At 34.6% G+C, this 25,018-nt stretch carries 25 protein-coding genes, 1 pseudogene and 1 riboswitch; of the genes and pseudogenes, 16 read left to right on the top strand and 10 right to left on the bottom strand.

Annotated features, from left to right (window positions below):
- The 6 genes from ACZZ9T_RS13150 to ACZZ9T_RS13175 all read left to right on the top strand — a co-directional run bounded on the left by ACZZ9T_RS13150 (position 1) and on the right by ACZZ9T_RS13175 (position 5,286).
- Entirely contained in the window at positions 1 to 276 is a 276-nt protein-coding gene (locus ACZZ9T_RS13150; protein ID WP_463442455.1) for a hypothetical protein, read from the top strand.
- Positions 277 to 303: 27 nt separating this feature from the next.
- A complete protein-coding gene (locus ACZZ9T_RS13155) occupies positions 304 to 1,017 on the top strand; it encodes an alpha/beta hydrolase-fold protein (protein ID WP_463442456.1) in 714 nt (237 codons plus the stop codon).
- 49 nt (positions 1,018 to 1,066) lie between these two features.
- Complete coding sequence (locus ACZZ9T_RS13160; RefSeq protein WP_463442457.1) at positions 1,067 to 2,020, top strand: ATP-grasp domain-containing protein; 954 nt, start codon at positions 1,067 to 1,069, stop codon at positions 2,018 to 2,020.
- Between the two features lie 23 nt (positions 2,021 to 2,043).
- Entirely contained in the window at positions 2,044 to 3,162 is a 1,119-nt protein-coding gene (locus tag ACZZ9T_RS13165; RefSeq protein ID WP_463442458.1) for a carboxylate-amine ligase, read from the top strand.
- Positions 3,163 to 3,195: 33 nt separating this feature from the next.
- Positions 3,196 to 4,029, top strand: a complete 834-nt coding sequence (locus ACZZ9T_RS13170) for a type 1 glutamine amidotransferase (RefSeq protein WP_463442459.1) — start codon at positions 3,196 to 3,198, stop codon at positions 4,027 to 4,029.
- 75 nt (positions 4,030 to 4,104) lie between these two features.
- The gene (locus ACZZ9T_RS13175; RefSeq protein WP_463442460.1) at positions 4,105 to 5,286 is read left to right on the top strand and encodes a hypothetical protein; all 1,182 of its coding nucleotides are present in this window, start codon (positions 4,105 to 4,107) and stop codon (positions 5,284 to 5,286) included.
- Positions 5,287 to 5,361: 75 nt separating this feature from the next.
- Here the strand turns inward: ACZZ9T_RS13175 and cphA are convergent, their stop codons facing one another.
- The gene (cphA, locus tag ACZZ9T_RS13180; protein WP_463442461.1) at positions 5,362 to 7,989 is read right to left on the bottom strand and encodes a cyanophycin synthetase; all 2,628 of its coding nucleotides are present in this window, start codon (positions 7,987 to 7,989) and stop codon (positions 5,362 to 5,364) included.
- Positions 7,990 to 8,187: 198 nt separating this feature from the next.
- Here cphA and ACZZ9T_RS13185 point away from each other — a divergent pair, with 198 nt between their 5' ends.
- The 3 genes from ACZZ9T_RS13185 to ACZZ9T_RS13195 all read left to right on the top strand — a co-directional run bounded on the left by ACZZ9T_RS13185 (position 8,188) and on the right by ACZZ9T_RS13195 (position 10,352).
- The gene (locus ACZZ9T_RS13185) at positions 8,188 to 9,072 is read left to right on the top strand and encodes a cyanophycinase (RefSeq protein ID WP_463432861.1); all 885 of its coding nucleotides are present in this window, start codon (positions 8,188 to 8,190) and stop codon (positions 9,070 to 9,072) included.
- A 99-nt stretch (positions 9,073 to 9,171) separates the two neighbouring features.
- Positions 9,172 to 10,014, top strand: a complete 843-nt coding sequence (locus ACZZ9T_RS13190) for an isoaspartyl peptidase/L-asparaginase (protein WP_463442462.1) — start codon at positions 9,172 to 9,174, stop codon at positions 10,012 to 10,014.
- 95 nt (positions 10,015 to 10,109) lie between these two features.
- Complete coding sequence (locus ACZZ9T_RS13195; protein WP_463432865.1) at positions 10,110 to 10,352, top strand: YtxH domain-containing protein; 243 nt, start codon at positions 10,110 to 10,112, stop codon at positions 10,350 to 10,352.
- A gap of 52 nt (positions 10,353 to 10,404) precedes the next feature.
- On the opposite strand, the gene ACZZ9T_RS13200 is transcribed toward ACZZ9T_RS13195, so the two are convergent.
- The 6 genes and pseudogenes from ACZZ9T_RS13200 to ACZZ9T_RS13225 form a co-directional block, all read right to left on the bottom strand.
- Positions 10,405 to 11,199, bottom strand: coding sequence for a class I SAM-dependent methyltransferase (locus ACZZ9T_RS13200; protein WP_463442463.1), 795 nt, complete (start codon positions 11,197 to 11,199; stop codon positions 10,405 to 10,407).
- Positions 11,177 to 11,629, bottom strand: a complete 453-nt coding sequence (locus ACZZ9T_RS13205; protein WP_463442464.1) for a hypothetical protein — start codon at positions 11,627 to 11,629, stop codon at positions 11,177 to 11,179. Before ACZZ9T_RS13205 ends, ACZZ9T_RS13200 begins: the two co-directional genes overlap by 23 nt.
- 5 nt (positions 11,630 to 11,634) lie before the next feature.
- Positions 11,635 to 12,762, bottom strand: coding sequence for a histidine--tRNA ligase (gene hisS, locus ACZZ9T_RS13210; protein ID WP_463443004.1), 1,128 nt, complete (start codon positions 12,760 to 12,762; stop codon positions 11,635 to 11,637).
- 258 nt (positions 12,763 to 13,020) lie between these two features.
- Positions 13,021 to 13,256, bottom strand: a pseudogene (locus ACZZ9T_RS13215) (histidine--tRNA ligase); the annotation flags it as partial.
- 139 nt (positions 13,257 to 13,395) lie between these two features.
- Positions 13,396 to 13,857 (bottom strand): HRDC domain-containing protein, encoded by a 462-nt coding sequence (locus ACZZ9T_RS13220; protein WP_463442465.1) that lies wholly within the window; start codon positions 13,855 to 13,857, stop codon positions 13,396 to 13,398.
- 22 nt (positions 13,858 to 13,879) lie between these two features.
- A complete protein-coding gene (locus ACZZ9T_RS13225) occupies positions 13,880 to 14,212 on the bottom strand; it encodes a single-stranded DNA-binding protein (RefSeq protein ID WP_463442466.1) in 333 nt (110 codons plus the stop codon).
- Positions 14,213 to 14,490: 278 nt separating this feature from the next.
- Between ACZZ9T_RS13225 and ACZZ9T_RS13230 the strand changes: the two genes are divergently transcribed.
- The gene (locus ACZZ9T_RS13230) at positions 14,491 to 15,246 is read left to right on the top strand and encodes a DUF6348 family protein (protein WP_463442467.1); all 756 of its coding nucleotides are present in this window, start codon (positions 14,491 to 14,493) and stop codon (positions 15,244 to 15,246) included.
- A gap of 416 nt (positions 15,247 to 15,662) precedes the next feature.
- Here ACZZ9T_RS13230 and ACZZ9T_RS13235 read toward each other — a convergent pair whose 3' ends face one another.
- Positions 15,663 to 16,682 carry an acyl-CoA dehydrogenase family protein gene (locus tag ACZZ9T_RS13235; protein ID WP_463442468.1) on the bottom strand — a complete coding sequence of 340 codons (1,020 nt, stop codon included), beginning with the start codon at positions 16,680 to 16,682 and terminating at the stop codon, positions 15,663 to 15,665.
- Positions 16,669 to 17,265, bottom strand: coding sequence for a nicotinamide riboside transporter PnuC (gene pnuC, locus ACZZ9T_RS13240; RefSeq protein WP_463442469.1), 597 nt, complete (start codon positions 17,263 to 17,265; stop codon positions 16,669 to 16,671). The genes ACZZ9T_RS13235 and pnuC overlap by 14 nt, the downstream gene beginning before the upstream one ends.
- Positions 17,266 to 17,287: 22 nt before the next feature.
- Positions 17,288 to 17,393: riboswitch (TPP riboswitch) on the bottom strand.
- A 345-nt stretch (positions 17,394 to 17,738) separates the two neighbouring features.
- On the opposite strand from pnuC, the gene ACZZ9T_RS13245 reads away from it, so the two are divergent.
- The 6 genes from ACZZ9T_RS13245 (at position 17,739) to ACZZ9T_RS13270 (ending at position 21,526) form a co-directional block, all read left to right on the top strand.
- Positions 17,739 to 18,335, top strand: a complete 597-nt coding sequence (locus ACZZ9T_RS13245; protein WP_463442470.1) for an HPP family protein — start codon at positions 17,739 to 17,741, stop codon at positions 18,333 to 18,335.
- A gap of 5 nt (positions 18,336 to 18,340) precedes the next feature.
- Positions 18,341 to 18,679 (top strand): hypothetical protein, encoded by a 339-nt coding sequence (locus tag ACZZ9T_RS13250; RefSeq protein WP_463442471.1) that lies wholly within the window; start codon positions 18,341 to 18,343, stop codon positions 18,677 to 18,679.
- 87 nt (positions 18,680 to 18,766) lie between these two features.
- The gene (locus tag ACZZ9T_RS13255) at positions 18,767 to 19,672 is read left to right on the top strand and encodes a TIGR01777 family oxidoreductase (protein WP_463442472.1); all 906 of its coding nucleotides are present in this window, start codon (positions 18,767 to 18,769) and stop codon (positions 19,670 to 19,672) included.
- 35 nt (positions 19,673 to 19,707) lie between these two features.
- Positions 19,708 to 20,289, top strand: a complete 582-nt coding sequence (gene nudK, locus ACZZ9T_RS13260; protein ID WP_463442473.1) for a GDP-mannose pyrophosphatase NudK — start codon at positions 19,708 to 19,710, stop codon at positions 20,287 to 20,289.
- 23 nt (positions 20,290 to 20,312) lie between these two features.
- Complete coding sequence (locus ACZZ9T_RS13265; protein WP_463442474.1) at positions 20,313 to 20,882, top strand: hypothetical protein; 570 nt, start codon at positions 20,313 to 20,315, stop codon at positions 20,880 to 20,882.
- Between the two features lie 197 nt (positions 20,883 to 21,079).
- Positions 21,080 to 21,526: a KTSC domain-containing protein gene (locus ACZZ9T_RS13270; RefSeq protein ID WP_463442475.1), complete on the top strand. Its 447-nt coding sequence runs from the start codon at positions 21,080 to 21,082 to the stop codon at positions 21,524 to 21,526.
- 299 nt (positions 21,527 to 21,825) lie between these two features.
- On the opposite strand, the gene ACZZ9T_RS13275 is transcribed toward ACZZ9T_RS13270, so the two are convergent.
- On the bottom strand, positions 21,826 to 25,017 hold the full coding sequence (locus tag ACZZ9T_RS13275) for an efflux RND transporter permease subunit (protein WP_463442476.1): 3,192 nt from the start codon (positions 25,015 to 25,017) through the stop codon (positions 21,826 to 21,828).
- Position 25,018 lies beyond the last annotated feature (1 nt).

The raw sequence follows: 25,018 nt of genomic DNA on the forward strand, positions 1-25,018 counted from the left end.
ATGAATAATTTAATTGATATTCTAGAAATTATTAACCTTATAAAACTAAATTTACCACAAAATTTATATCTAACTAATGATTTAAAAGCCGAAAACGGAAGTTGGGAAAGCAGGGCTTATTACAAATTCGTAGATTCTACAAACGTAAATAAGTTGGGAGCAGAATGGCAATTTCAGGAAAACGTAATTCTAGAACATAAAAAATTCGGAACAATTGTTCTGGACATTTTAAAAGATAAACGTGTTGGCGGAATCGAATTTATAAAGTTCATTTAGTTAAAAAAACTCAAAAATTAAATTAAAATGGCACATATAGAACATACAGATTATTACTCAAATATATTAGGAATAAGCCTTAAAGTAGAAATTACAGGACATTTCGGTTACCCTATTATTATGTTCCCTACTTCTCAAGGACAATATACTCAAAATCATGACTTTCATCTGAACAGCAGCATCAATTATTTTATTGAACAGGGAAAAGTTAAATTATACAACATTCAAACGATTGATGCGTGGAGTTTTTATGACGAAAATATTTCACCACAACAAAGAATCAGAAATTATGAAAAATATGTGCAATTTCTTATTCAGGAGTTTGTGCCTTATATTCAAAAACTTCACGGCACTCATCGAGTAGCATTAGCAGGAGCTAGTTTTGGTGGTTATCATGCTGCTAATTTTGCATTCAGATTTCCAGATGTAGTTTCTCATTTATTCTGTCTTTCAGGAGCTTTCAGCATAAGAAATTTTATGGACGGAATCTCTGACGAACTTATTTACTTTAACTGTCCAAGAGAGTTTCTAAAAAATGATGAAGCATGGAAATACAAACACATGCACATTGTTTTGAGCACCTCAGATGAAGATATTTGCAAAGATAAAAATGTAGAAATGGCGGAAATTCTCCATTCAAAAGGAATTGATTTCTGGTATGATGAAAAAAAATGGATCAATCACGACTGGCCACTCTGGAGAATGGCATTTCCTAATTATATAGGGACTTTCTTTTCTTAAATTTTAAATAATCATAAATAAATAATACACCATTAAAAAAAGACAAATTATGGCAAAAAAAGTAGGAATTTTATTCGGAATGGAAGATACGTTTCCGTGGGCATTTATTGATAAAGTAAATGAAATGGGAAAAGGAGAAATCATAGCGGAAGCAGTAACTATAGATAAATTGGAACAAGGTGCAGATTATGGATATGCTGTAATTATTGACAGAATTTCTCAGGACGTTCCTTTTTACAGAGCTTATCTTAAAAATGCAGCATTAAACGGTACTTACGTTATCAATAACCCATTTTGGTGGAGCGCAGACGAAAAGTTTTTCAACAATGCTTTAATGTCTAAATTAGATATTCCGTTACCAAATACTGTTTTGTTGCCTTCACACGAAAGACCTACTGATACTTCGGAAACATCATTCAGAAACCTGAAATTTCCTCACGATTGGGATTATATTTTCAACTATGTAGGATTTCCTGCCTACATGAAACCCCACGACGGTGGCGGATGGAAGAGCGTTTACAGAGTAGAAAGTCCGGAAGATCTTTGGGATAAATTATCTGAAACCGAGCAGTTAGTTATGATGGTTCAGGAAGAAATTGTATTTCAGGATTATTACAGAGTGTACTGTTTAGGCAAAAAATATGTTCACATTATGCCTTACGAACCTAGAAATCCTCATCATTTAAGATATGCAACAACTCATCAGACAGAAGGTAAAGATCTGGAAAAACTGTTAAAAGTAATTCATGATTATACCATAAAAATGAATGAGGCTTTAGGATATGACTTTAATACGGTAGAATTTGCTGTGAGAGACGGAATTCCTTACGCAATCGACTTCTGTAATCCTGCACCGGATGCAGACAGAAACTCTGTGGGTGAAGAAAACTTTGCCTGGATTGTAGAGCATTCTGCAAAATTGGCAATCGAAAAAGCAAAAGAATATGTTCCGGGGAAACAGAATATTTCTTGGGGAACTTTTGTGAAAGATTCAGTAAAATAAACTAAACAAAACACAGAAAAAAAATGCATCAGTTTACTATTGGTATAGAAGAAGAATATCAGATCATCGATTTAGAAAGCAGAGATTTGGTATCTCATGTTTCAAAAATTATTGAAGGTGGCAAAGCGGTTTTAAGTGAAAACTTAAAGCACGAAATGCACGAATCTATGATTGAAATGGAAACAGGAATTTGCCAGAACATTCAGGAGGCTCAAGCAGAATTAACCAATCTGAGAAGGCATCTCATCAATACCGCTCATGAGCAGGGACTACGTGTTTCCGGGGGAGGAACGCATCCCTTTTCAAACTGGGAACACAATACCATTACAAATGGTGAGCGCTATAACAAGATTGTAGATGATATGGGTGATGTTGCCCGTGGAAATCTTATTTTCGGACTGCACGTTCATATTGGTATTCCGAATCGTGAAGAAGGGGTCAGAATCCAGAATGTGATGAGGTATTTCCTTCCGCACGTTTATGCATTATCTGTGAATTCTCCTTTTTGGATTGGAAGAAATACTGGCTTCAGATCTTACAGACAGGAAATTTTCGTGAAATTTCCAAGAACAGGAATTCCTAGTTATTTCAATTCTCTGGCAGAATTTGACAGCTATGTCGATCTTCTTGTAAAAACAGGAACTATAGACAATGCTAAAAAAATATGGTGGGATTTACGTGTACATCCCTTCTACCCTACAATTGAGTTCAGAATTTGTGACATGCCTTTGAGAATTGACGAAACTGTTTGTCTGGCTGCAATTATGCAAAGTTTGGTTGCTAAAATTTATAAACTTCACCAGCAGAATTTAAGTTTCAGAAGTTACAGAAGATTATTGCTTAATGAAAATAAATGGAGGGCTTCAAGAGACGGAATTCATTCTCAATTAATTGATTTCGGTAAAGAAGAATCGGTGCCTTATGCAGATTTGCTAAAAGAATTGCTTGAATTTATTGATGATGTAGTAGATGATTTAGGATGCAGAAAAGAGGTAGAATATGCATGGACAATATTAGAAAACGGAACGGGTGCAGACAGACAACTTGCAGCGTATAAAGAAACAGGTGATCTTAAGAAAGTCGTTGATTACATGATCTCTGAGACAGAATACGGCATTACCCACAGTCAGTCTGCTCTATAATATTTTTAATAACTTTGCATAAAATATGAAGTTATGAAAGATGTAAGAATTGCTTTGCTTGACATGAATAACAACAATGTGAACCAGGGATTTAAAAATATTAAAGAAATTTCTGAGGCATTCAAGCAGCAGTCTGAAGAAAATATAAGCATTGAAATTTTTGATGTAAGATTTAAAAATGAAATGCCCAACGTAGAAGATTTTGACATCTTCATTTCATCTGGAGGTCCGGGAAATCCGCATCGTGAAGGGTTTGAATGGGAAGAAAAATTTTCTCGTTTTTTGGATTCGGTTTACGAACATAATCAAAAAAATGAATCGAAAAAATATTTGTTTTTAATCTGCCATTCATTTCAACTGGCGAGTATACACTGGAAACTGGGAAACATCTGCAAGAGAAATTCTTATTCTTTCGGTGTAATGCCGATGCATAAGACTGATGAAGGTAACAAAGAATTTTTATTTAAAAATCTTCCGGAGCCGTTTTATGCGGTAGATTCCAGAGCTTACCAGTTTATAGAACCTGATCTTGATCGTTTTGAAGAACTGGGGATGAAAATTGTGGCAATTGAAAAATTTCGTCCTCACATCAATTTTGAAAGAGCAGTAATGGCAATACGTTTTTCAGAGGAGATTTTTGGCACCCAGTTTCATCCGGAAGCCAATCCTGCAGGGATGATTGAAAATCTGAAAGACGAAAAGAATAAAGCAGCTATGATCGAAAATTTCGGGATGGAAAAATATCTGGAAACTATTGACAGAATGGATGATAAAGAAAAAATTCTTTTGACACAAGCTCAGATTTTGCCTAGATTTTTAAGGTTTGCAAAAAAAAACATTTTGAATAAAACTGAAGCTATGGCTTAAGTTTTCATTCAGATAAACCAATTATAAGAATCGAGCATCAAATGCTCGATTTTTTAAAATCACAAAGAAAAAATTATGATTCCAAAATACAGAAAACAATTTAATCAGGAGTTTACACAGGAAAAATACAAGCATTTTAATAAAATTCTTGAGCAAAAAAGCGGTTTAACACCCGGATTCAGGCTTTCTGAAAGTCCAATGTTTCTTTCCAACGAATTCAAAAATAAACTGATTGATGCGAGTGAAAGTATAATTGACCAAATCAAAGCTTTACCTCCGGGAACTTTAGAAAAAGCCATTCCCGAAAATTGTAAAGTTCCCAATGATACAGCACAACCTCATTTTTTTACCATTGATTTTGGAATTTGCCGAGGTGAAAATGGTGAAATTGAACCTCAGCTTATAGAATTGCAGGCTTTTCCTTCTCTGTATGCTTTTCAGCAAGTTTATGAAGATACTTATTGTGAAGTCTATCCTTTTTTAAATGAAATAAGAAGCAAATTACCTCATGAAGAATTCCGTAGTTATATTAAAGATTTGATTGTTGGTGATGAAAATCCTGAAAATGTTATTCTCCTGGAAATTTTTCCTGAAAAACAAAAAACCTCAATTGATTTTGCTCTCACAGAAAAATTATTGGGAATAAAAACAGTATGTCTTACGAAAGTTAAAAAAGAAGGTAAAAAGTTATTCTACGAAAATAACGGTGAAAAAATTCAAATCAACAGAATTTACAACCGTGTGATTTTTGATGAGTTGGATCGAATTCCGAATCTTCAACTCGAATTTAATTTCCGTGAAGAGGCTGATGTAAAATGGATTACACACCCCAACTGGTTTTTTAAAATTTCTAAATTCCTGTTGCCAATGCTGAATCATCAGTTCGTTCCGAAAAGTTATTTTCTGCATGAATTTCCGGAAGGTGAAGATCTTGAAAATTTTGTTTTGAAACCTTTGTTTTCATTTGCCGGAAGCGGAGTCAATTTAAACCCTACAAAAGAAATTACTGATGCAATTGAGGATAAGGAAAATTATATTTTACAAAGAAAAGTAACCTACGAACCTGTTTTTGAAGACATCAACGGAGAGTTTTCAAAGGCTGAAATCCGTCTGCTTTATATTTGGAGAGATCAGGATGAGCGCCCGATTCTTCTGGAAAATTTGGGGAGAATGACAAAAGCAGCCATGGTGAATGTAGATTTTAATAAAAAAGATGCGATCTGGATTGGAAGTTCTAACGCGTTTTTTGTAGATTAATAAAAACAATAAAACCTCAGAGATCTCTGAGGTTTTATTTTCGGGGGCGGGCTAAAGCCCGCCCCCGAAATATTTCTAAATCTTACCATCCTCAAGCAACTCTCTTGCCTGATATTCCTGTACAAGATCAATTGCGTTCGAAATAACATCACTCAAAGCAGTAATGAAGGTTCCTTCTTCTGCCATTCCCATGGCGTGTTTCAGGGCTTCAATTTCTTTAGGAATGGTCTCATAGCTTACATCTCTTCCGGAAGTCTGCATTCCTTCGATAATCAAGCCGTTGATTTCTTCTTCAGTTCTTCCACGAAGATGCTTTTCGTTTCGGATAATAATGTGATCAAACATTCTTCCGGCGATTTTGCCACAGAGTCTGATATCTTCATCCCTTCTATCTCCAACTCCAGAAATAATACCAATTTTTTTGGTTGATTCAACATTTTTAAGATAATCTTCAATCGCCTCGTATCCTGCAGGATTGTGAGCGAAATCTATTAAAACTTTAAAGTTTTTAAATTTAAAAATATTCAATCTTCCTGGTGTAAGTTGCGCACTCGGGATAAATGTTCTCAAAGAATTTGAAATATCTTCAATCCCGAAACCTTGAAGGTAACAAGCTAAACTCGCTGCCAAAACATTATCGATCATGAATTTTGCCTTTCCTTCCATTGTGATCGGAAAATCTTTTGCCTTTCCGATTCTGATTTTCCAGTCGCCTTTCTTAATCGTTACAAAACCTTCTTCGTAAACGCAGGTTATTTTACCCTCTTTTGCGAACTTTTTGATGTATTCATTATTCTCATCCAAACTGAAAATAGCTACATTGCTAGGTAAATCATTGATGATTCGCATCGAATATTCATCCTGAGCATTTAAAACACTCCATCCGTTTTTCTTTACGCTATCGAGAACTACCCTTTTTACTTTCGTTAAATCTTTAAGATTATGGATATCATTTAACCCTAAATGATCTTCTTTAATATTAGTCAAAACGCCAATATCACATTGAGAAAATCCTAAACCGGAACGGAGAATTCCTCCTCTTGCTGTTTCCAGAACCGCAAATTCTACTGTTGGATCTTTTAAGATAAATTCTGCAGAAACAGGACCTGTAGTATCTCCTTTCGTCAACATCGTATTCTGAATATAAATACCGTCGGAAGTTGTAAAGCCTACTCTGTATCCATTATTTTTAACAATATGAGAAATCAATCTTGTTGTGGTTGTTTTACCATTCGTTCCCGTCACAGCAATGATCGGAATTGTAAAAGGTTTCCCTGGAGGATACAACATATCTACCACAGGCGCAGCTACGTTTCTCGGAAGACCTTCACTTGGAGCAAGGTGCATTCTGAAACCAGGAGCAGCATTTACTTCGATAATGGCCCCACCACTTTCTTTTAAAGGCTGGGTAAGGTTTTCTGCCATGATATCGATTCCGCAGACATCTAAGCCGATGATTTTAGAAATTCTTTCTGCCATCGTGATATTTTCCGGATGCACCATGTCGGTAACATCAATAGACGTTCCGCCTGTAGAAAGATTTGCGGTTGATTTTAGATAAACAACTTCTCCTTTCTGCGGAATCGTTTCTAAGGTGTAATGAAGTTTATCAAGCAGTTCTGTGGTATCTTTGTCAATGCCTATTTCGGTAAGCACATTTTCGTGCCCATATCCTCTCCTGGTATCTTGATTTTCTTTATCAATTAATTGCTGAAGATTCATCTCACCATCACCAACCACATGAGCAGGAACTCTTCTTGCTGCGGCTACCATTTTATTGTTGATCACCAAAACTCTGAAATCATATCCTGTAATATATTTTTCAACAATTACTTTATTAGAATATTTCTGAGCGTGTTCTAAACCAATTTTTGCTACCTCCCAATCATTCACATTAATAGAAGAACCTTTGCCATGATTACCATCCAGAGGTTTAATCACAACCGGATAGCCAATTTTATTGATAACACTTTGCAGCTGATCTTCATTTATTACTAAATCACCTGTAGGAACCGGAATTGCTGCATCGTGGAGCATCCTTTTAGTCAATTCTTTATTACAGGCAATATCTACCGCAATCGAGCTGGTATTTCCGGTGATTGTAGCCTGAAATCTCTGTTGATTGACTCCATAGCCTAATTGTACCAAAGAATTGGTGCCCAATCTGATCCATGGTATTTTTCTCGAAACCGCTTCTTGTACAATACTTCCGGTAGAAGGTCCCAGACGAACACGTTCCCTGATCTCTTTTAACCTTTGAATGCACGCATTGATATCATATTCCTCACCGTTTATTAGTGCATTGGCAATTTCTACAGCTTGTTCGGCTGCATATATTCCTGTATTTTCTTCAATATAATCAAATACAACATTATAAACACCCGGAGTTTTTGTTTCCCGTGTTCTTCCAAAGCCAGTTTCCATTCCTGCGAGAGTCTGAATTTCTAAAGCAATATGTTCAATCACATGACCCATCCAGGTTCCGGTTTCTACACGATGAAAAAAACCTCCATGTGTACCTTCAGAACACCGGTGAGTGATAAGTGAGGGAATGAGTTTTTCTATTCTTTCTCTGAAGCCTTCAATTTTATTGGTAGGAAAATTTTCCAACTCTTCAAGATCCAAACGCATTTGTATCAGCTTCTTTCTTCTAATACTCCAAATATTAGGACCCCTTAAAGCTTGTATTTTCTCAATTTTCATATTTTAATGACGTAATTTGTATTAATAAAAAATATCTTTTAAAATCAAAGATAATGTAAAAGCTTAAAAAAAACCACAGTCTGTTTAAAGATTTATTAAAAAAGTTTAAATTTCGTAATCAATTCAGAAGCAAAGCAAATACGATAAAAACCTCTTAATATTTCCGCAACAATTAATAATTTTCTAACTTTGCAAGCTATGAAACCTGTTGGAAAATTAATTATTATCGGTGGTGCTGTTAATAAAGGCAGTTTCTCCGAAACCGATTACGATCAGAACATTGAAAAAAATCTTAATTTTTTTGAGAGAGGAATTTTAAGAAAAATTATCACTGAGTCTAAAAACAAAGAAAATTCAATCATTGAAGTAATCACAACTGCATCACAGATCCCTCAAATTGTAGGTGCCGAATATAAAAAAGCTTTTGAATTTTTAGGAGCTAAAAATGTAAACATTCTTGATATTCATAACCGTGAAGAAGCTAATTCTGACGCTATTGTTGCACGAGCAAATGCAGCAGATGTAGTTATGTTCACAGGTGGCGATCAGCTGCGATTAACTTCTATTCTCGGAGGCACGAGATTTCACGATATTATTCTCCTTAAATATCTGGAGCAGGACTTTATCTACTCCGGAACTTCCGCAGGAGCTGCAGCAGCTTCTGAAAATATGATTTATCAAGGAAGCAGTTCTGAAGCTTTATTGAAAGGTGAAATAAAAACGACACAAGGTTTAGGATTGATCGATAATGTTATCGTTGATACTCATTTTGTACAACGTGGAAGGATTGGACGTCTCTTTCAGGCTGTAGTCAACAATCCCAGAACTTTAGGAATTGGTTTAGGTGAAGATACCGGACTTTTCATCTACAACGATACCATGACTGCTGTAGGATCCGGACTTGTAATCATTGTTGATGGAAGATTTATTAAAGACACCAATCTTACGAATATCAATCTTGGTGAACCAATTTCTATTGATAATCTGACAGTTCATGTAATGTCGATGAATGACCATTACGATTTAACAACAAGAAAATTAACGATAGAAAATTCTCAATTTAATCCGATCCCGCAAACGTAAATTATGAGTAACAGTTGATGTTAATAAATGATTTTATTCTTTTATAAATCATCAATTGTCTCTTATCAATTATATTCCATCAACCATCAATTATATTCTATGAAAATCATCATCCACGGAGGTTTTTTCTCTGAAAGCGACCAGAGCCATGAGGTAAAAACTGCCAAGCAAAGTTCTTTAAAAGATATTGCCAAAAAATCATTTCAATATTTAGAATATCATTCAGCTTTTGAAACTGTTGCTTATGCTGTTTCACTTTTGGAAGATGATGAATTGTACAATGCCGGAATCGGCTCACAAATTCAAAGTGACGGTATTATCCGCATGAGTGCAGCAATAATGGATGGTGAAACTCAAAAAATGAGTGGCGTTATCAACATTCAGGATGTGAAAAATCCGATTTTTGTAGCTAAAGATTTAATGAAAGAAGAAGATCGTGTTTTAGGCGGAAGCGGTGCAAAAAATTATGCTTCTGAACATGGTTTTAAAAACTTTTCAACTGAAATTCCTCAACGCAGAAAAGAGTACGAAGAAAAACTAAACAACGGCGGAAAAGGGACAGTTGGCTGCGTTGCCATAGATAAGGATGGTAAATTGGCAGCGGCAACTTCTACAGGTGGCAAAGGTTTTGAAATCCCCGGAAGAATTTCTGACTCTGCAACCGTAGCAGGTAATTATGCCAATGAATTTTGTGCGGTTAGCTGTACAGGAGTTGGAGAAGATATTGTGAGTAACGCAACTGCAACAAAAATTGTAACCCGAGTTACTGACGGAATGGATATCAAAGAAGCGTTTGAGAAAACTTTCTCAGAACTAAAAACAATAGATGGTTTTGCAGGTGCGATTGCTATTGATAGAAAAGGAAATATTTATCATCAAGACTCTTACCCTACTATGGTTTTTGCAAGTTTTGACGGAGAAAATTTTGAAATGTTTAATTAAATTTTAACATTTATTTATCAATCCTAATAATTTTTTGGCACGTATTTTACATAGTAAGTTGTATAACAATTTAATATAACTTAAAATCAAAAATCATGGGAAATAAGACAAACGGTATTTTAGCTTTATTAGGATTAGGTGCTTTAGCTTATTGGAAATACAAAAAATCTACTCCGGAAGAGCAACAAGCTGTAAAGGATAAGATCAACAGTGCGAAAGACAACCTTAATAAATGGGGAAATGATTTGAAAACTAAAGCAAATGATGTTGCTTCACAGGCTCAAAATAAATTTGATGAAACAAAATCTAAAGTTGAAGATACAGCATCAAATATCTAATTTTAGATAACAAATTTTAATATTATTTACATTCATATAAAAGAAGTCATCATTACGATGACTTCTTTTTTGCTTTTAATGCGTAAACTAACGGAATTTTGTTTCCGAATTTTGTGATTCTCCATTTGCCTTTTTCAAACTCCTCAACATGCCTGAAACATGAATAGGGTGACCAGTCAAACTCGCTGAAATTTTCCAGTATTAAATTTTTATTGATTAAATTTTGCAGGACATCAGACAAAGGATGATTCCATGAGATATAGTCCTGAACAATATCTGCGGAAGTATCTGCATATGTTCCTTCCGAGGTTTCTATCGGTTTTTCGTTAAAATAATTATAGGCCACTCCGTTAAAATCATCATCGTACATCCAAACTACAGGATGAAATTCTGCCATGACAAATTCTCCTTCAGGCTTTAAAAAATGACTCACTACATCTGCCCATTTATCCAAATCCGGCAACCAGCCAATCGTTCCGTAACTGGTAAAAACGATGTCAAATTTTTCTTCTAAAATATTTGGAAGATTATACAAATCTGTGCAGATAAACTGGGTATCTGTTCTACACTGTTCTGCTAATTTTTTTGCCACATCAATAGCCTTATCAGATAGATCAATCCCGGTAACCTTTGCTCCCATTCTGGAAAGGGAAATAGAATCCTGCCCAAAATGATACTGAAGATGCAAAATACTTTTACCTTTAAGGTCGCCTAAAAGTTCGAGTTCAATAGAATTAAGAGAAGTTCTTCCTTTCAGAAATTCATTGACAAAGTAGAAATCTGACTCCAGATGAGGTTCTACTCTAGCGTTCCATGAGTTTTTGTTAATTTCTAAATAATTTTTCATTTGGTTTGTTTTTTTTAACAGTATGTTTAGAAATAAAACGATTAGAATAAAACGTCCAAGGAAATAATGAAATTAGCAAAAATGCAAGCAACATCTTAGACTTGTTATTATAATCGTTAACTTTATAAATATACTCATCAAATTCTTTAAGATAGTAAACACCGATTGTAGATTTTGTGGGAAATTGTTCGCAAACTTCAGAACTCAGTTTTATTGAATATTCTTTTCCATCCACATTAATTAATACACTAGATGAGCTATGATAATTTCTACAATGTTGACGTGTAACAATGTGCGAACTCTTCACACCATTTTCAGTAGTTTTGTGATATTTATTATCTGAATACAAAGCATATATTAACATAATAATCACCATTCCAATAAAGAAAAGGTGATTATTACTATAATATTTTTTTCGTTCGAGATTCAAAATTTTCATCCTAAAAACTCCTCCAATGAAACCGTTTTCTGTTCACCTGCTTCTAAATTTTTAAAAGTAACCGTTTTGTTCTTCATTTCTTCCTCGCCTAAGAAAACAAGATTTTTAATCCCTTTCTTTTCAGCATAAGTAAATTGCTTGTTGATTTTTGCACTTTCAGGATAGAGTTCAGCAGAAATTCCTTTTTCTCTTAATCGGATGATCAATTTTAAAGCTTCCAAAGTTTCTTCACCACCAAAATTGGCGAATAAATATTCTACGTTTGATGTAGCGTCTTCAGGAAAAAGATTTAACTCTTCCATCACAAGATAAATTCGGTCAAGACCGAAAGAAATTCCGATTCCGGGAATATTATTCACTCCAAAAACTTCCGTAAGATTATCATATCTCCCGCCGCCGCCGATGGAACCCATTTGTGCTTCATCAGCTTTCACCTCGAAAATTGCTCCCGTGTAATAATCTAAACCACGAGCTAAAGTAATATCGAAAACCAAATTCTGAATATCGACTCCCAAATTTACAGACTGAGTGATGACAAATTCCAGCTCTTCAACACCTTTTAATCCAATTTCGTTTCCTTCAAATTTTTCTTTTAACAGAAGAAGATTTTCTAAGGCATCATTCGACTGCGTGAAAAGGAAATCTAATTTATCAATTGATTCCTGAGAAATATTTTTTTCTAAAAGTTCCTTCACGACTCCATCCTTTCCTATTTTGTCTAATTTATCTAAAGCGACTGTGAAGTCAATCAGCTTATCCGTAATTCCTGCAAATTCTGCCAAACCAGAAAGGATTTTCCGGTTGTTGATGTGAATGGTAACCGAAACCTTTAATTCCGCAAAAGATTTCAAATACAATTGTACCAGATCAACTTCCTGCCAAAGACTTTCGCTTCCTACAACATCGGCATCACACTGATAAAACTCTCTGAATCTCCCTTTTTGTGGACGATCTGCTCGCCAAACCGGCTGAATTTGATAACGTTTATATGGGAAAGTCAGTTTCCCGTGATTCATGGCTACAAATCTTGCAAAGGGAACAGTGAGGTCGTAACGAAGTGCTTTTTCGGAAATTTGAGAAATCAATTTTTGCGAATCATTATCTACCTGTAGCTGCAAAAACATTTGAAATTCATATAATAAATCGTCGGCAAACTTAGTATAGTCTTTTTTCAAAAAAACATCTTTAGATTTTTGGACACCTTCTTTTATTAATTTTTTGATTAATATTTTATCTATTTTATTAACATTTCCGAAATGATGAAAAAAAATGCTAACTAGCTTTTCATCGATTGTTTTAAATTCAAATGGTTTTTCAATATGTTCTAAATTATTCAAAAAATTGTCATAGCCTTTCTTGAACAAATTATTATACTCTGTTTTTTTTTCTTGATGTGATCAGAAAAATAATCTCCAGAATTCAAAATCTTAAAAATCAAACGATCTCCTTCTTCTCCATATTTCCCCGTCAAAGTGGTAAGATTTTCAAAACTCGGTGTTTCCAAAGGCTGAAACCCGAATAATTCAAAATTCTTCTGTAATATATTGATGATGTATTTTCTTCTTGAAACTTCAATGGATGTAAAATCTCTTGTTCCTTTGGCTAAGCTTGGCTTCATATTTTATGGGTAATATGTAATAAATAATGAGTAATTTCCTGCAAAAATAAGGAATTGAAAGGACTTTTAAATGAATAAAAAGCCGGAGATTTTACTCACCGACCTTTCATTTAATCATTTGTGTTTAAGTGTTTTTATTTTATACGCTTTCTAGGATTTCCAAAATCTCCTCACCATAATTTTCAATCTTATGTTTTCCGAAACCTTTAATATCTAACAGTTCTTCTTTTTTTGCAGGTTTATATTTTGCTACAGAAATCAATTCTTTATTGGTAGCAATAAAATAAGACGGAAGATTCTGTTCTTTTGCTTTTTCGGAACGCCAGGTTTTTAAGGCGTCCAAAATTATTATTTCGTCCGGATTCAGCATTTCGTCTTCTGCAGAATATTTTACTGCTTTAGAATCTTTGACAACATTTTTGTTTGCTGTGTTTTGATATTCGTTGAAACATAAAACAACAGACCAAAAGTTTTCATCATGAACAAAAGCGGTTTCTACTTTCAATATTTCATGATTATTTAAAAAATCATCAATCATTTTCTGATCCTGCAGAAGATATTCGTCTGCAATTCTTACTTTTAAAACTTTTACTTGCATCATTTGTGATTTTAGAATTCAACATTTATTTTCCTCCCAAAAGCAGAATTTCGTCTACTCTTATTTCGGTAATATATCTCTTCACACCGTCTTTGTCGTCATACGACCTATACGTAATTTTACCTTCAACAGCAATCTCCTTTCCTTTGGGAACATATTTCTGGAAGATTTCAGCAGTTTTCCCGAAAGCTACCAAACTGTGCCATTGCGTTTCTTCCACTTTCTCGCCTTTTGCGTTGGTGTAGTGATCGTTGGTTGCCAGTGATACGGAAACTTTCATTCCTCCATTTTCAAAGTTTACTGTTTCAACTTCTTTTCCTGTAAAACCGATCAAGGTTACTTTGTTTCTTAGTGACATAACTTTATATTTTTAAGATTAGTAATTCAGATAAGAGACATTCACTGTTTTCTCAAATCTCTGTTGCAAAGATTCGTCAGGTTTGAAAATTTAATCGGTTGAAAATTATTTAAATTCGTTTGTAGTCGTTTGAAAATGGATAAGATTATTATTAAACTATTTTTAAGAGTTTATCTTAAAAATTAAAACGACAAATTTTTTAAATAATTTTTGATTGATGTATTTCGTATATTTGTGAGTTGGCTGTAAGTTTAACACACATTATATACAAACAATAAATGGGACTATTTGACTTTTTCAAAAAAAAATCTTCTGAAAGCAAGCAAGTTGACAGTCAACAACCTGAACCAATTGATAACAATTCGTACTTACTTGAAACATTAAGAAGCAGGCTTATTGCATTAGGCTATCAGGTTGACAAACATCCGCAATACCTTGCGTTAATCATTAACTCTGAAATTGAGATTGCTACTTTTATTATTGACAATCCAAATAATCATCCCAGCATCTTACATTTGATGATTTTGACTATTCAGCCTAAATATTTCCCGAATGGCATTGAAGAAAATATTGTTGGTATTGGAACGAATATTCACGACAAAGTCACTTCTGTAATAGACAATTACATTAACACCACTTTTCTACCAATAATTGAAAGCTTCTCTGATAGCCATAATCCAGACTTGGACTTTTCGACAATCATAAACGGGAAAGAAGTTCTTTGGCATCCAAAATTGGGCAATCTAACACTTCAAGGACAATGGAATGACCAACCCGAAAATGAACCATTTTTTGAAATCATCAAAGACAAACTAAAAGACAAACTGACATTAAATAAAATAAATTGGTTAAAACTATATATTTCAAAACGTACAGATGGAACAATAATAGGTGAATGTCTTTTTAATAATGAACCTTGGGAAGAAGGATTGTCTGACATTACAGATTATGCAAAATCTTGGAAATTGAAAAGTGACTTCCAAGGACTAAAACAGTTTATAATGTTTAGAAAATGTGATTTTTATGACGAATAAATAACCTACAGCCAACAAGAGAATTATAAACATAATTTCATAGAAAATCGTTGTGAAAAATGTTATTGGAGTGGAAAATCAAGTGAATATATCGAAGAATAAAAAACCGAATGCACAAGCAGTTTTAAAAAATTGGCGATGGAGAGCTTACAAATCCCCAACTTCATAAAGCCACAAAAAACGTTACTAGATTTAAATTATACTGTGATTTAATATTCTAAATCAATATTTCATTATCATATTCTTCAATCACTCACAACATTCTCGCTCCTGTACGTTATATTTTTGTCCCCGAAAACAATTTTCTCGCTCCTGTAAACAATATTCTTGCTACTGTAAGTTATATTCTTGCATCCGCAAACTATATTTCGTTTCCGGAAGTTATATTCTTGCACCCGTAAATCTTATTTTAACTCCTAAAAGTTATATTCTTCCCTCCTAAAATTAGAATGCTGAGTCGCCGTAAAATAATCACAAAAAACCTGATAAACTTCAGAATCTGTATGCGTTGCACGAAGTCCTAATTGAAAATAAATTTCCAAAATCTGATGTGATAATTTTTCTACCAAACCATTTGCAAAGCTGTGAATTTCTGATTGTTTTTCAGAATTAATCAATTCAAAATCATTCAGTAAATCTTCAATTTCGTCGGCAAAATGCATCACATTTTCTTTTTGTTTTTCTATGTTTTGATTAAATGAATTCAAATCTAAATGCGGACGAATTTTAATCGCTTCCTCCGAAAAATGCTTCGCCATCCCAAGATAATTGACCAGCAAAGTCAAATCTGCAAAAACTCTAAAGGGAATTTTGTCAAGCGCATCATCTGTGAAAAATTCATCGTAAATAAAACTATAATCTTCCGAAACTTTTGCATTCTCAACTTTAAAAGAATACGTTCCTGTAGCTTTCATGCCCATCGATTTCCAGTTGGGAATAATTTCTGCCTGATCTTTAAAAATAACAAATGACCGAATGATTTCAGAACCCGATTCATCCAGCAAAGGATTTCCGTTTTCAGCTAATGCAGCATTTAAAGTAAAATGACTTAAATGTGGAGCTCCGGTTGCAAAATGCCAAAGTCCGTTGATCAGAAAAGTTCCGTCATTTTGTTTCTCGGCAGTTCCGCCAATCATTCCGCTTCCACCGAAACAGGTTTTTGGGTCAGAGAATAATTCTTTAGCTATATTTAGTTTTAAATTTCTTGAAAAAAAATTGGCTCCCGAACATAAAGTAAGCATCCAGCCTAAACTTCCGTCAATTTTGGACCAATCAAACAGAACAGACAATCCTTCTTTCAGGCGATAACCTAATCCGCCGTAGATTTTCGGAACCCAAATTTGCAGCAATCTTTCCTGATGAATCTGATCAATTATTGATGGAGAAACTTCTGTAGCTCCCAACATTTTATCTCTGATTTCTTCAAGTGTAAGCATCGACTCTTTTTTTAATGATCTTCCTCCACTCCATATATCCTGAAATTGCAACGATGAATAAGAAAGCCGTCAACACTGCATACAGATACAGATCTTTGTGAATCAATAACGGAATTGCAATGATGTTGCTGACATTGAGTAAAATCCAGTTTTCGATTTTTCTTCTCGCCATCAACCACATTCCTGCCCATGCAAAAGCACTCACTAATGAATCTAAAATCGGAACATCAGAATCTGTAAATTGCGTCAGAAAAAACCAGAAAAGACTGAATGTTCCAATCACAATTCCTGCTGTGATTAATTTTTCCTGATTGGTAGTTTCAGAAATCATCGTTTCCGATTTTCTCTTTCCAAACTTCCAATACATCCAGCCGTAAATGCTCATTACCAAATAGTAAAGATTGAGCGTAAACTCTGCGTAGAGCTTAGACTGAATCATCACATACAGCGTGAGTGAAATTCCGGCAATCCCGAAAAGATAATTGTTCGAATTGTTTTTTCGGGCCAAAAGAACCTGAAAAATTGAAAAGAAGACCCCAAACCATTCCGGCCAGGTTGTCTGTTGTAAAATTTCCTGCATCAAATTAACTTATATAAATTAAATGATGAGATGATAAATCAAATTCCCTACGCCGGCATTATCCGGATCAGGTGTGGAAGATTCCCGGGTATCATCTCAGCCGCAATTGTGCAGCACCCCATTGATAGCGCAAAAGTGAAGTTTTTTTTTGAGAATAAAAAATTAAAAAGTATTTTTTTACCGTAAATTATAGACCCGACAAGACCAAAAGAGACAAAATTTCGGACAATTATATCAACTGTTTAAATTTAGTTTAAAAATTGGTGAAGTGTTCGACAGGCTCAGACTGACATCGCATAAAATCAAACGGTTAGAATTAAAATTGTCGTGCTGAGCTTGTCGAAGCATATTTCTAGTTAAGAATATTCATTTAATATAAATTTTTGATTTACTCTTTTTTGAATCAACTCTTTTACAGTTAAACAGCAACCGTTTTCAAATGGATATTTGTATCTTTAAATTTTAATATAAAAACTGTGAAGAAAACGCTGAGAAGAACCTACCGTGTATCAAAATATGTGATCTATAAAGAAACCCTGGTTGATTATAAAGAACATTTCTGGTCTTTTCTAGGTGCTTTTTTCGGAATCGGAATTATTGCTTTTATGCAATCACACTATTTGTTGGAACAGGAAAATATTTTCTTAATTGGTTCATTCGGAGCCTCAAGTGTACTGATTTATGGTGCCATTCAAAGTCCGTTGGCCCAACCGAGAAATCTTATAGGTGGTCATGTACTTTCAGCTTTGGTAGGAGTTACCATTTATCAGATTGTTCCGGATATCGTATGGCTTTCTGCACCTTTGGCAGTAGCTTTTTCTATCGTTTTAATGCAATATACTAAAACACTTCATCCTCCCGGTGGAGCAACCGCTTTGATTGCCGTAACTTCTCCCGGAAAAATTGCTGATTTAGGATATTGGTATGTACTTTCTCCGGTTTTATCGGGTTGCCTAATTTTACTTTTGGTGGCTTTATTTTTTAACAATATCACAAAAAACAGAAGTTACCCTGCAAGCAATAGATGGAAAAAACTTCTTCATAAAAAACACAATCACCGTTTGAAAAACTAATTATTATGGAATGCCTGGAATGTGGTGAAAAAATCATTGGAAGATCAGATAAAAAATTCTGCAATGACGCCTGTAGAAATGCTTACAACAACAAACAAAATAAAGATTCCAGCAATCTGATGCGGAATGTTAATAACAAACTCCGCCGTAATTATCGAATTTTGAGCGAAACCAATATTGAGGGAAAAACCAAAATCACAAAATCTAAACTCGATGGCTTAGGATTTGATTTTAATTATTTTACACAAATAAAAGTTTATAAAAACGGATCGGAATATAAATTTGTGTACGATCAAGGTTATAAATTTTTGGATGATGATTATATTTTAATCGTTAAAAATTAATTGATTCATTTTAATCAATTTCTACCCTCCACTTTAAAGCATAAATTGTTTCAATATATATTTAATAAGACATAGGCAAATCAATACATGAAAGAAATCGTAGTCATCACAGGAGCGAGCGGATCTGTCGCAAAAGCTTTAGCAAAAAAACTTGAAAACGAGTATTCTCTTCGATTTTTAACCCGTACTAAAAAGCATGAAAATGAGTTTGAATGGAATATTCAAAAAGGAACTATTGATGAGAAGGCTTTTGAAAATGTAAGCCATATCATTCATCTTGCCGGAGCCAATATTTCAGAAAAACGCTGGACTGATGAGCGAAAAAAAGAAATCATCTCAAGCAGAGTTGATTCTGCAGATTTAATTTTAAAAACTTTACAAAAGAAAAATATTCAACTGAAATCGTTTATTTCAGCTTCGGCTGTAGGAATTTACGGTGCAATAACTTCAGAAAAAATTTTCAAAGAAGATGACGAAAAAGGAAATGATTTTTTAAGTAAAGTCGTTATTCTCTGGGAAAAAGCTGCAGACAAATTTTTGGAAAATGGTGTTGCAGAGAGAGTGGTTAAAATACGAACTTCTATAGTTTTGTCAGATAAAGAAGGTGCATTAAAAAAGATGGCGGAACCTGTAAAATTCGGAATCGGATCACCCATCGGAACCGGAAGACAGTATATTCCGTGGATTCATATTGATGATCTTTGTTCTGTTTATGAATTTGCAATAAAAAACCCACCTATGATCGGAGCTTACAATGCATCTGCACCTCAACATACCGATAATGAAAATTTCACGAAAGAAATCGCTGAAGTTTTAAATAAACCTCTATTTATGCCCAATATTCCGGGATTTATGATGAAGATAATCTTTGGTGAACTGGCTGTAGCTTTGCTTGAAGGCTCAAGAACTTCTTCAGAAAAACTTCAAAATACAGGATTCAGATTTAAGTTTCCAGATTTGAAAAATGCGCTGGAAGATTTACTCAAAAAATAAATTTAAACAAAATATAAAACAAGATTGTAAAATCTATGCAAAATACAAACATATCTATTGAAAAAACAGAAATTTTATCTGATAATTGGTATACTTTAAAAAAGATCACTTTCAATATTCTAAAAAAAGACGGAACAACTGAAACTCAAAGCAGAGAAGCCTACGACAGAGGGAACGGAGCCGTGATCTTATTGTACAATATAACCACAAAAACGGTAATTTTGACGAGACAATTCCGTATGCCGACTTACATCAACGGAAATGATGACGGAATGCTGATTGAGGCCTGTGCCGGTTTGCTGGATAATCACAATGCCGAAGAATGCATAAAAAGAGAGACTGAAGAAGAAACCGGTTATAAAATAGCGAAGGTTGAAAAGGTTTTTGAAGCATATATGTCGCCCGGATCTGTTACAGAAATTCTTCATTTTTTCATTGCTGAATATTCCAGCGAGATGAAAATCACAAACGGTGGTGGTCTGGAAGAAGAAGGTGAAGACATTGAAGTTTTGGAAATCACTATTGACAAAGCTCTTGAAATGATTGATGCGGGTGAGATTAAAGATGCAAAAACCATCATGCTGCTTCAATATTTACGCCTTAAAAATTTACTATAGATTTATTTAAAAACATAAAAACTATGAAACTGCAATTTTCTATTATACTTTATTTATTGTTTTCGGTCTTTATTTTTGGTCAGAAAAAAGAAGTATTGAGTACAAAAGACCAACGTGCTGCAGAACATTTTAAATTTGAGTATAAAAAGAAAAATTATAAAAAATTTGAAGATCAGATCACCGCAAAAGAAAATCAGGTTCTGTTTGATAATAAAGTAATTTTCTTTGATAATAAAGATAAAATAACTTACTCAATTCTAAATCAGAGATTAATCTATCCGCAACTTCTGACAGACTATCAAATGCAGAAGTTTCTGGATGAAACCACAGATAAAACGCAAAAAAGATTTTTAAAACTGCAGAAAGATCCAAAAGCATCTTTTGATGTCAATAATATTACGGTAAAAATTTCTGAACTTCCTTTTTTGAATATTAACGATAAGGTAAAAAGATTTAGAATGACTACCAAAAACAGAAATTTGCCGAATCCTATAATTTACTTTTTTGAACTGACGAATTCTAAAGCAGTTAAAAATATGAGCATCGAGGAGTTTGTAAAAGATGCTAAACTTACTTATCTGGATCAGGAGTAAAATATTTGATATAATTCTTGATAAAATTTAATTTAGGTAAAAGATAAATTGAAGCAAATCTTTTTTTAATTGCTAATATTTATAAATATATTGCAATAATTTTCACTCGTTTTCATCAAATAAATTAATAATGAATAACTTACGGTTATTTAAATTTAAAAGCTTAATTTTGCATTCCGAAAATAAGGTTAAAATATATGAAAAGAGTTGGCGAACACAGAAAGCTTCTCGGCGTTGATAAAACGGCTACTTTAAAAGATTTAAAAACAATTTACAGAAATACAATGAAGGATACACATCCTGACAAATTTGTAAATGATGAAGAAGGAAAGCTGGCAGCTGAAGAAAAAAGCAAATCTATCATTGAAGCCTATCACTTTTTGGTAAGCATCAACCCAGAAACGCAGGAAAAATATAAAGAAGAATACACGGAAACAATCACGAAATCTAATATTCAGGATTTTTATCTTGAAAAATCGATTTTGAAAGTTCAACATCTGAACGGGAAAATGTTTGAATACATCGGAGTTCCAAGAAATACCTATATTAAAATGGTGAATGCAGATTCTCCAAGCCGCTTTGCAAGAAGACATATCTATGGAAATTTTATCTTTAGAAAGTCTGGTGAAGTGATGGCAGACTAATTTTTCCAAATAAAAATAAGTGAAAGCTTTCGGTTGATTCCGGAAGCTTTTTTTATTGATCTTTAATTTTAATTTTTAAAGTGTAGGCGTAAAGTTTATTTAAATTAAATGAATGTATTTTCGTTCGAAAAGAGGGATCTAAACAATGTTTTTAGAGAATAGTAGAAAGATTCGTGTCTAGATACGGGATGATAGAGATCTGTTTATCTTTGAGATTGCTTCTTCGCTTTGCCCATCGCAATGACAAAAAAAGCGCATCAATAAATCGATGCGCTTTGAGGTTAATTAAGGTTATTATCTTAGTCTGTGTGTTTCGGGGTGTAACCGTCTTCACTCAGTTCTTTTTCTTCATAATCGGCTTTCATTTCAGCGTCATAATCAACTGTTTCATGTTTACCCATTCTTCTCAACAGTGAGTCGAATAGTGAATAAACCGTGGGAACAATAATTAAGGTAAGGAATAATGATGAAGTTAAACCACCTATGATTACCCAAGCCAATCCGTTGTTCATCTCCGCTCCTGCTCCTTTTGCAATCGCAATCGGAATCATCCCGAAGATCATCGCAATCGTTGTCATCAAAATTGGACGGAGACGGGCGTGGTTTGCCTGAATCAAAGCATCATGTGTACTTGCGCCGGCAGCTTTTCTCATATTGGCAAAATCGACAATCATAATCGCATTTTTCGCCACTAGACCAATCAGCATGATCATCCCCAACATTGTAAAGATATTAATCGTATTTCCTGTAATGGCAAGAATCAACATTACTCCGATCAATGCCAAAGGAATTGAGAACAATACCACAAAAGGATACACAAACGAATCATAAAGCGAAACCATCACCAGATAAACCAGTACAATAGCCGCCAGTAAAGCGATTCCTAACGTACCCATCCCTTCTGTCTGGTTTTCCATATCTCCACTCCAGAGGTAATTTACTCCGGCTGGTTTTGTTTTTTCGTTGGTCATAAACTGGTCTGCCCATTCGTTGGCGACATCAGCCATTGCACGTCCTACCACTTTAGATTTCACTTTTACGGAAGCTGTTTTATCTCTACGCTCCAGCAAACTTGGTCCTGATCCCATTTTCACATCCGCAAACTGACTTAGTCTTATTTGCTCGCCTGATGGGTTGGTGAACATTAAGTTTCTTACGTCATCAATCGACTGTCTGTTGGCATCTCCAAAACGGATGTTGATATCATATTCGTATTCTCCGGCTCTGAATTTTCCGTCTGTATTTCCTGAGAATGCAGTCTGCATTGTCTGACCTACACTTGAAAGATTTAAACCTAAAGAAGACATTTTATCTCTGTCGATATTCACCTGCACTTCAGGATTTCCTGAGTCGGAAGATAATTCTGCATCTACAGATCCCGGAACTTTTTTAAGCAAAGCAAGAATTCTGTTAGCTTCTTTATTTGCTGTTGCATTATCAGGAGCGGTAACAACCATTTCGATTGGCGCAGCATCTGCTCCCATTAATCCGATTGGTGCTGTTTTAAATTCAACTCCGGTGAATTTTTCTTCTAAAGCTCTTTTAATCTTAGCCGATTTAATATCTGTACTTTCATTACGTTCAGATTTATCAACTAAAATAACCTGAATTTCGGATTGGTATAAAGTTGCCTGCGCTCCACCAAAACCTGATGACTGCTGACCAACCGTTGTAATCATATCGACTACATCTTTATCATTTCTCAGGTATTTCTCAACCTGTAAAGTCAATTGGTTTGTTTTTTCAACAGAGGCATCTTTAGGTAATTCCATCTGAACAAGGAACTGACCTCTATCCATTTTCGGGAAGAATTCTCCACCGATAAATCCTCCACCCATTAATCCCACTGTCACGACAATCAGAAGTACAAATGTAAGAACAACCGTCATTACCCTTCTTAAACCGGTTTTTAAAACCCATTCCAGAATTCCCGTAATCCATTGTGTGAATTTATCTAATTGCTTTTCAAACCAAAGAATAAATTTCTCGAAAGGATTTTTCCCTGTTAAATGCACCAATTTTCCAAATCTTGAAGACAGCCAAGGAATAATGGTAAATGATGCCAATAATGAGAACAATGTTGCAATAACTACCGTGACACAGAACTGCGCCAAGATGTCTGAAACCAAACCTGAACTCATCGCAATTGGCAAGAATACCACCACGATTACCATTGTGATTGCTGTTACGGTAAAGCCAATTTCTGAAGCTCCGTCGTAGGCTGCACGGATTCTGCTTTTTCCCATCTCCATGTGACGGTAAACGTTCTCCAATACCACAATTGCATCATCCACAAGAATACCTACAACCAGTGAAAGTCCCAGTAAACTCATCAGGTTTAAAGTATATCCCATCAAATACATTCCAATTACCGTTGCAATCAACGATACCGGAATAGAAACCATTACAATAAATGCGTTTCTGATGTTGTGAAGGAATAATAGCATTACTACAGCAACCAAAATAATCGCCAAGAATAAATCGAAAATTACGTGGTCTGCCGCTTCAAGCGTAAAGTCTGTATTGTCATCTACAATCGCAACTTTTAATCCCTGAACTGTATAATTGGTCTGAACCTGCTCAATCGTCTTCTTTACTGCTTCAGAAACTGATACTGCATTGGCATCAGACTGTTTTTTTACCTGAAGTAAAATAGTAGGATTTTGGTTAAATCTCGCCACTTTTTCAATATCTTTTTGAGTATCGAAAACTGTTGCAATATCTGACAGACGAACCTGAGCTCCGTTTTTGTTTGACACGACAAGACTGTTCATTTCAGCAATATCTCTATATTTTCCTGAAAGTCTGATGGTAGATCTTGAAGTTCTCGTCTTCAAAGCTCCAGTAGGGAAATCTAAGTTAGAAGAAAGAATTGCCTGCTGTACGTCTGCAATCGCAACACCATAACCCTGCATTTTCTTTTCATCTAAATTCACCTGAATTTCTCTCTCCTGTCCACCCACAAGGTCAACCTGAGCAACACCGTTTACACGGGAGAAAACCGGCTCTACTTTTTTATCTAATAGATCGTAAAGTTCTTTATTATTTAACTTATTACTTGAAATACTCAACGTCATGATCGGTAAATCATCCAGTGAGAATTTCTGTAACGATGGCGGATCTGCATCCTCAGGAAGGTCTGCCAAAATAGCATTTACCTTTCTCTGTGCATCATTCAAAGCGTAGTTTACATCGGCACCAGTGTTCAGCTGAACCATGATTACCGATAAACTCTCATAAGAGGAAGACTCTACTTTTTTTACGTTTTCCAAAGAACCAACAGCGTCTTCAATCTTTCGGGTCACCGAAGTTTCCACCTCAGAAGGTGAAGCTCCAGGATAAACCGTAGAAATTGTTACCATATTGGTTTCAAATTTCGGAATCAACTCGTACCCCATCATGGAGTAACTTAATAAACCTCCCAACGTCAGGATCGTAAATAATACGATAACAAGGGACGGTCTTTTAATGGATATTTCTGCTAACTTCATT

Source organism: Chryseobacterium sp. AC417, from assembly GCF_979258215.1.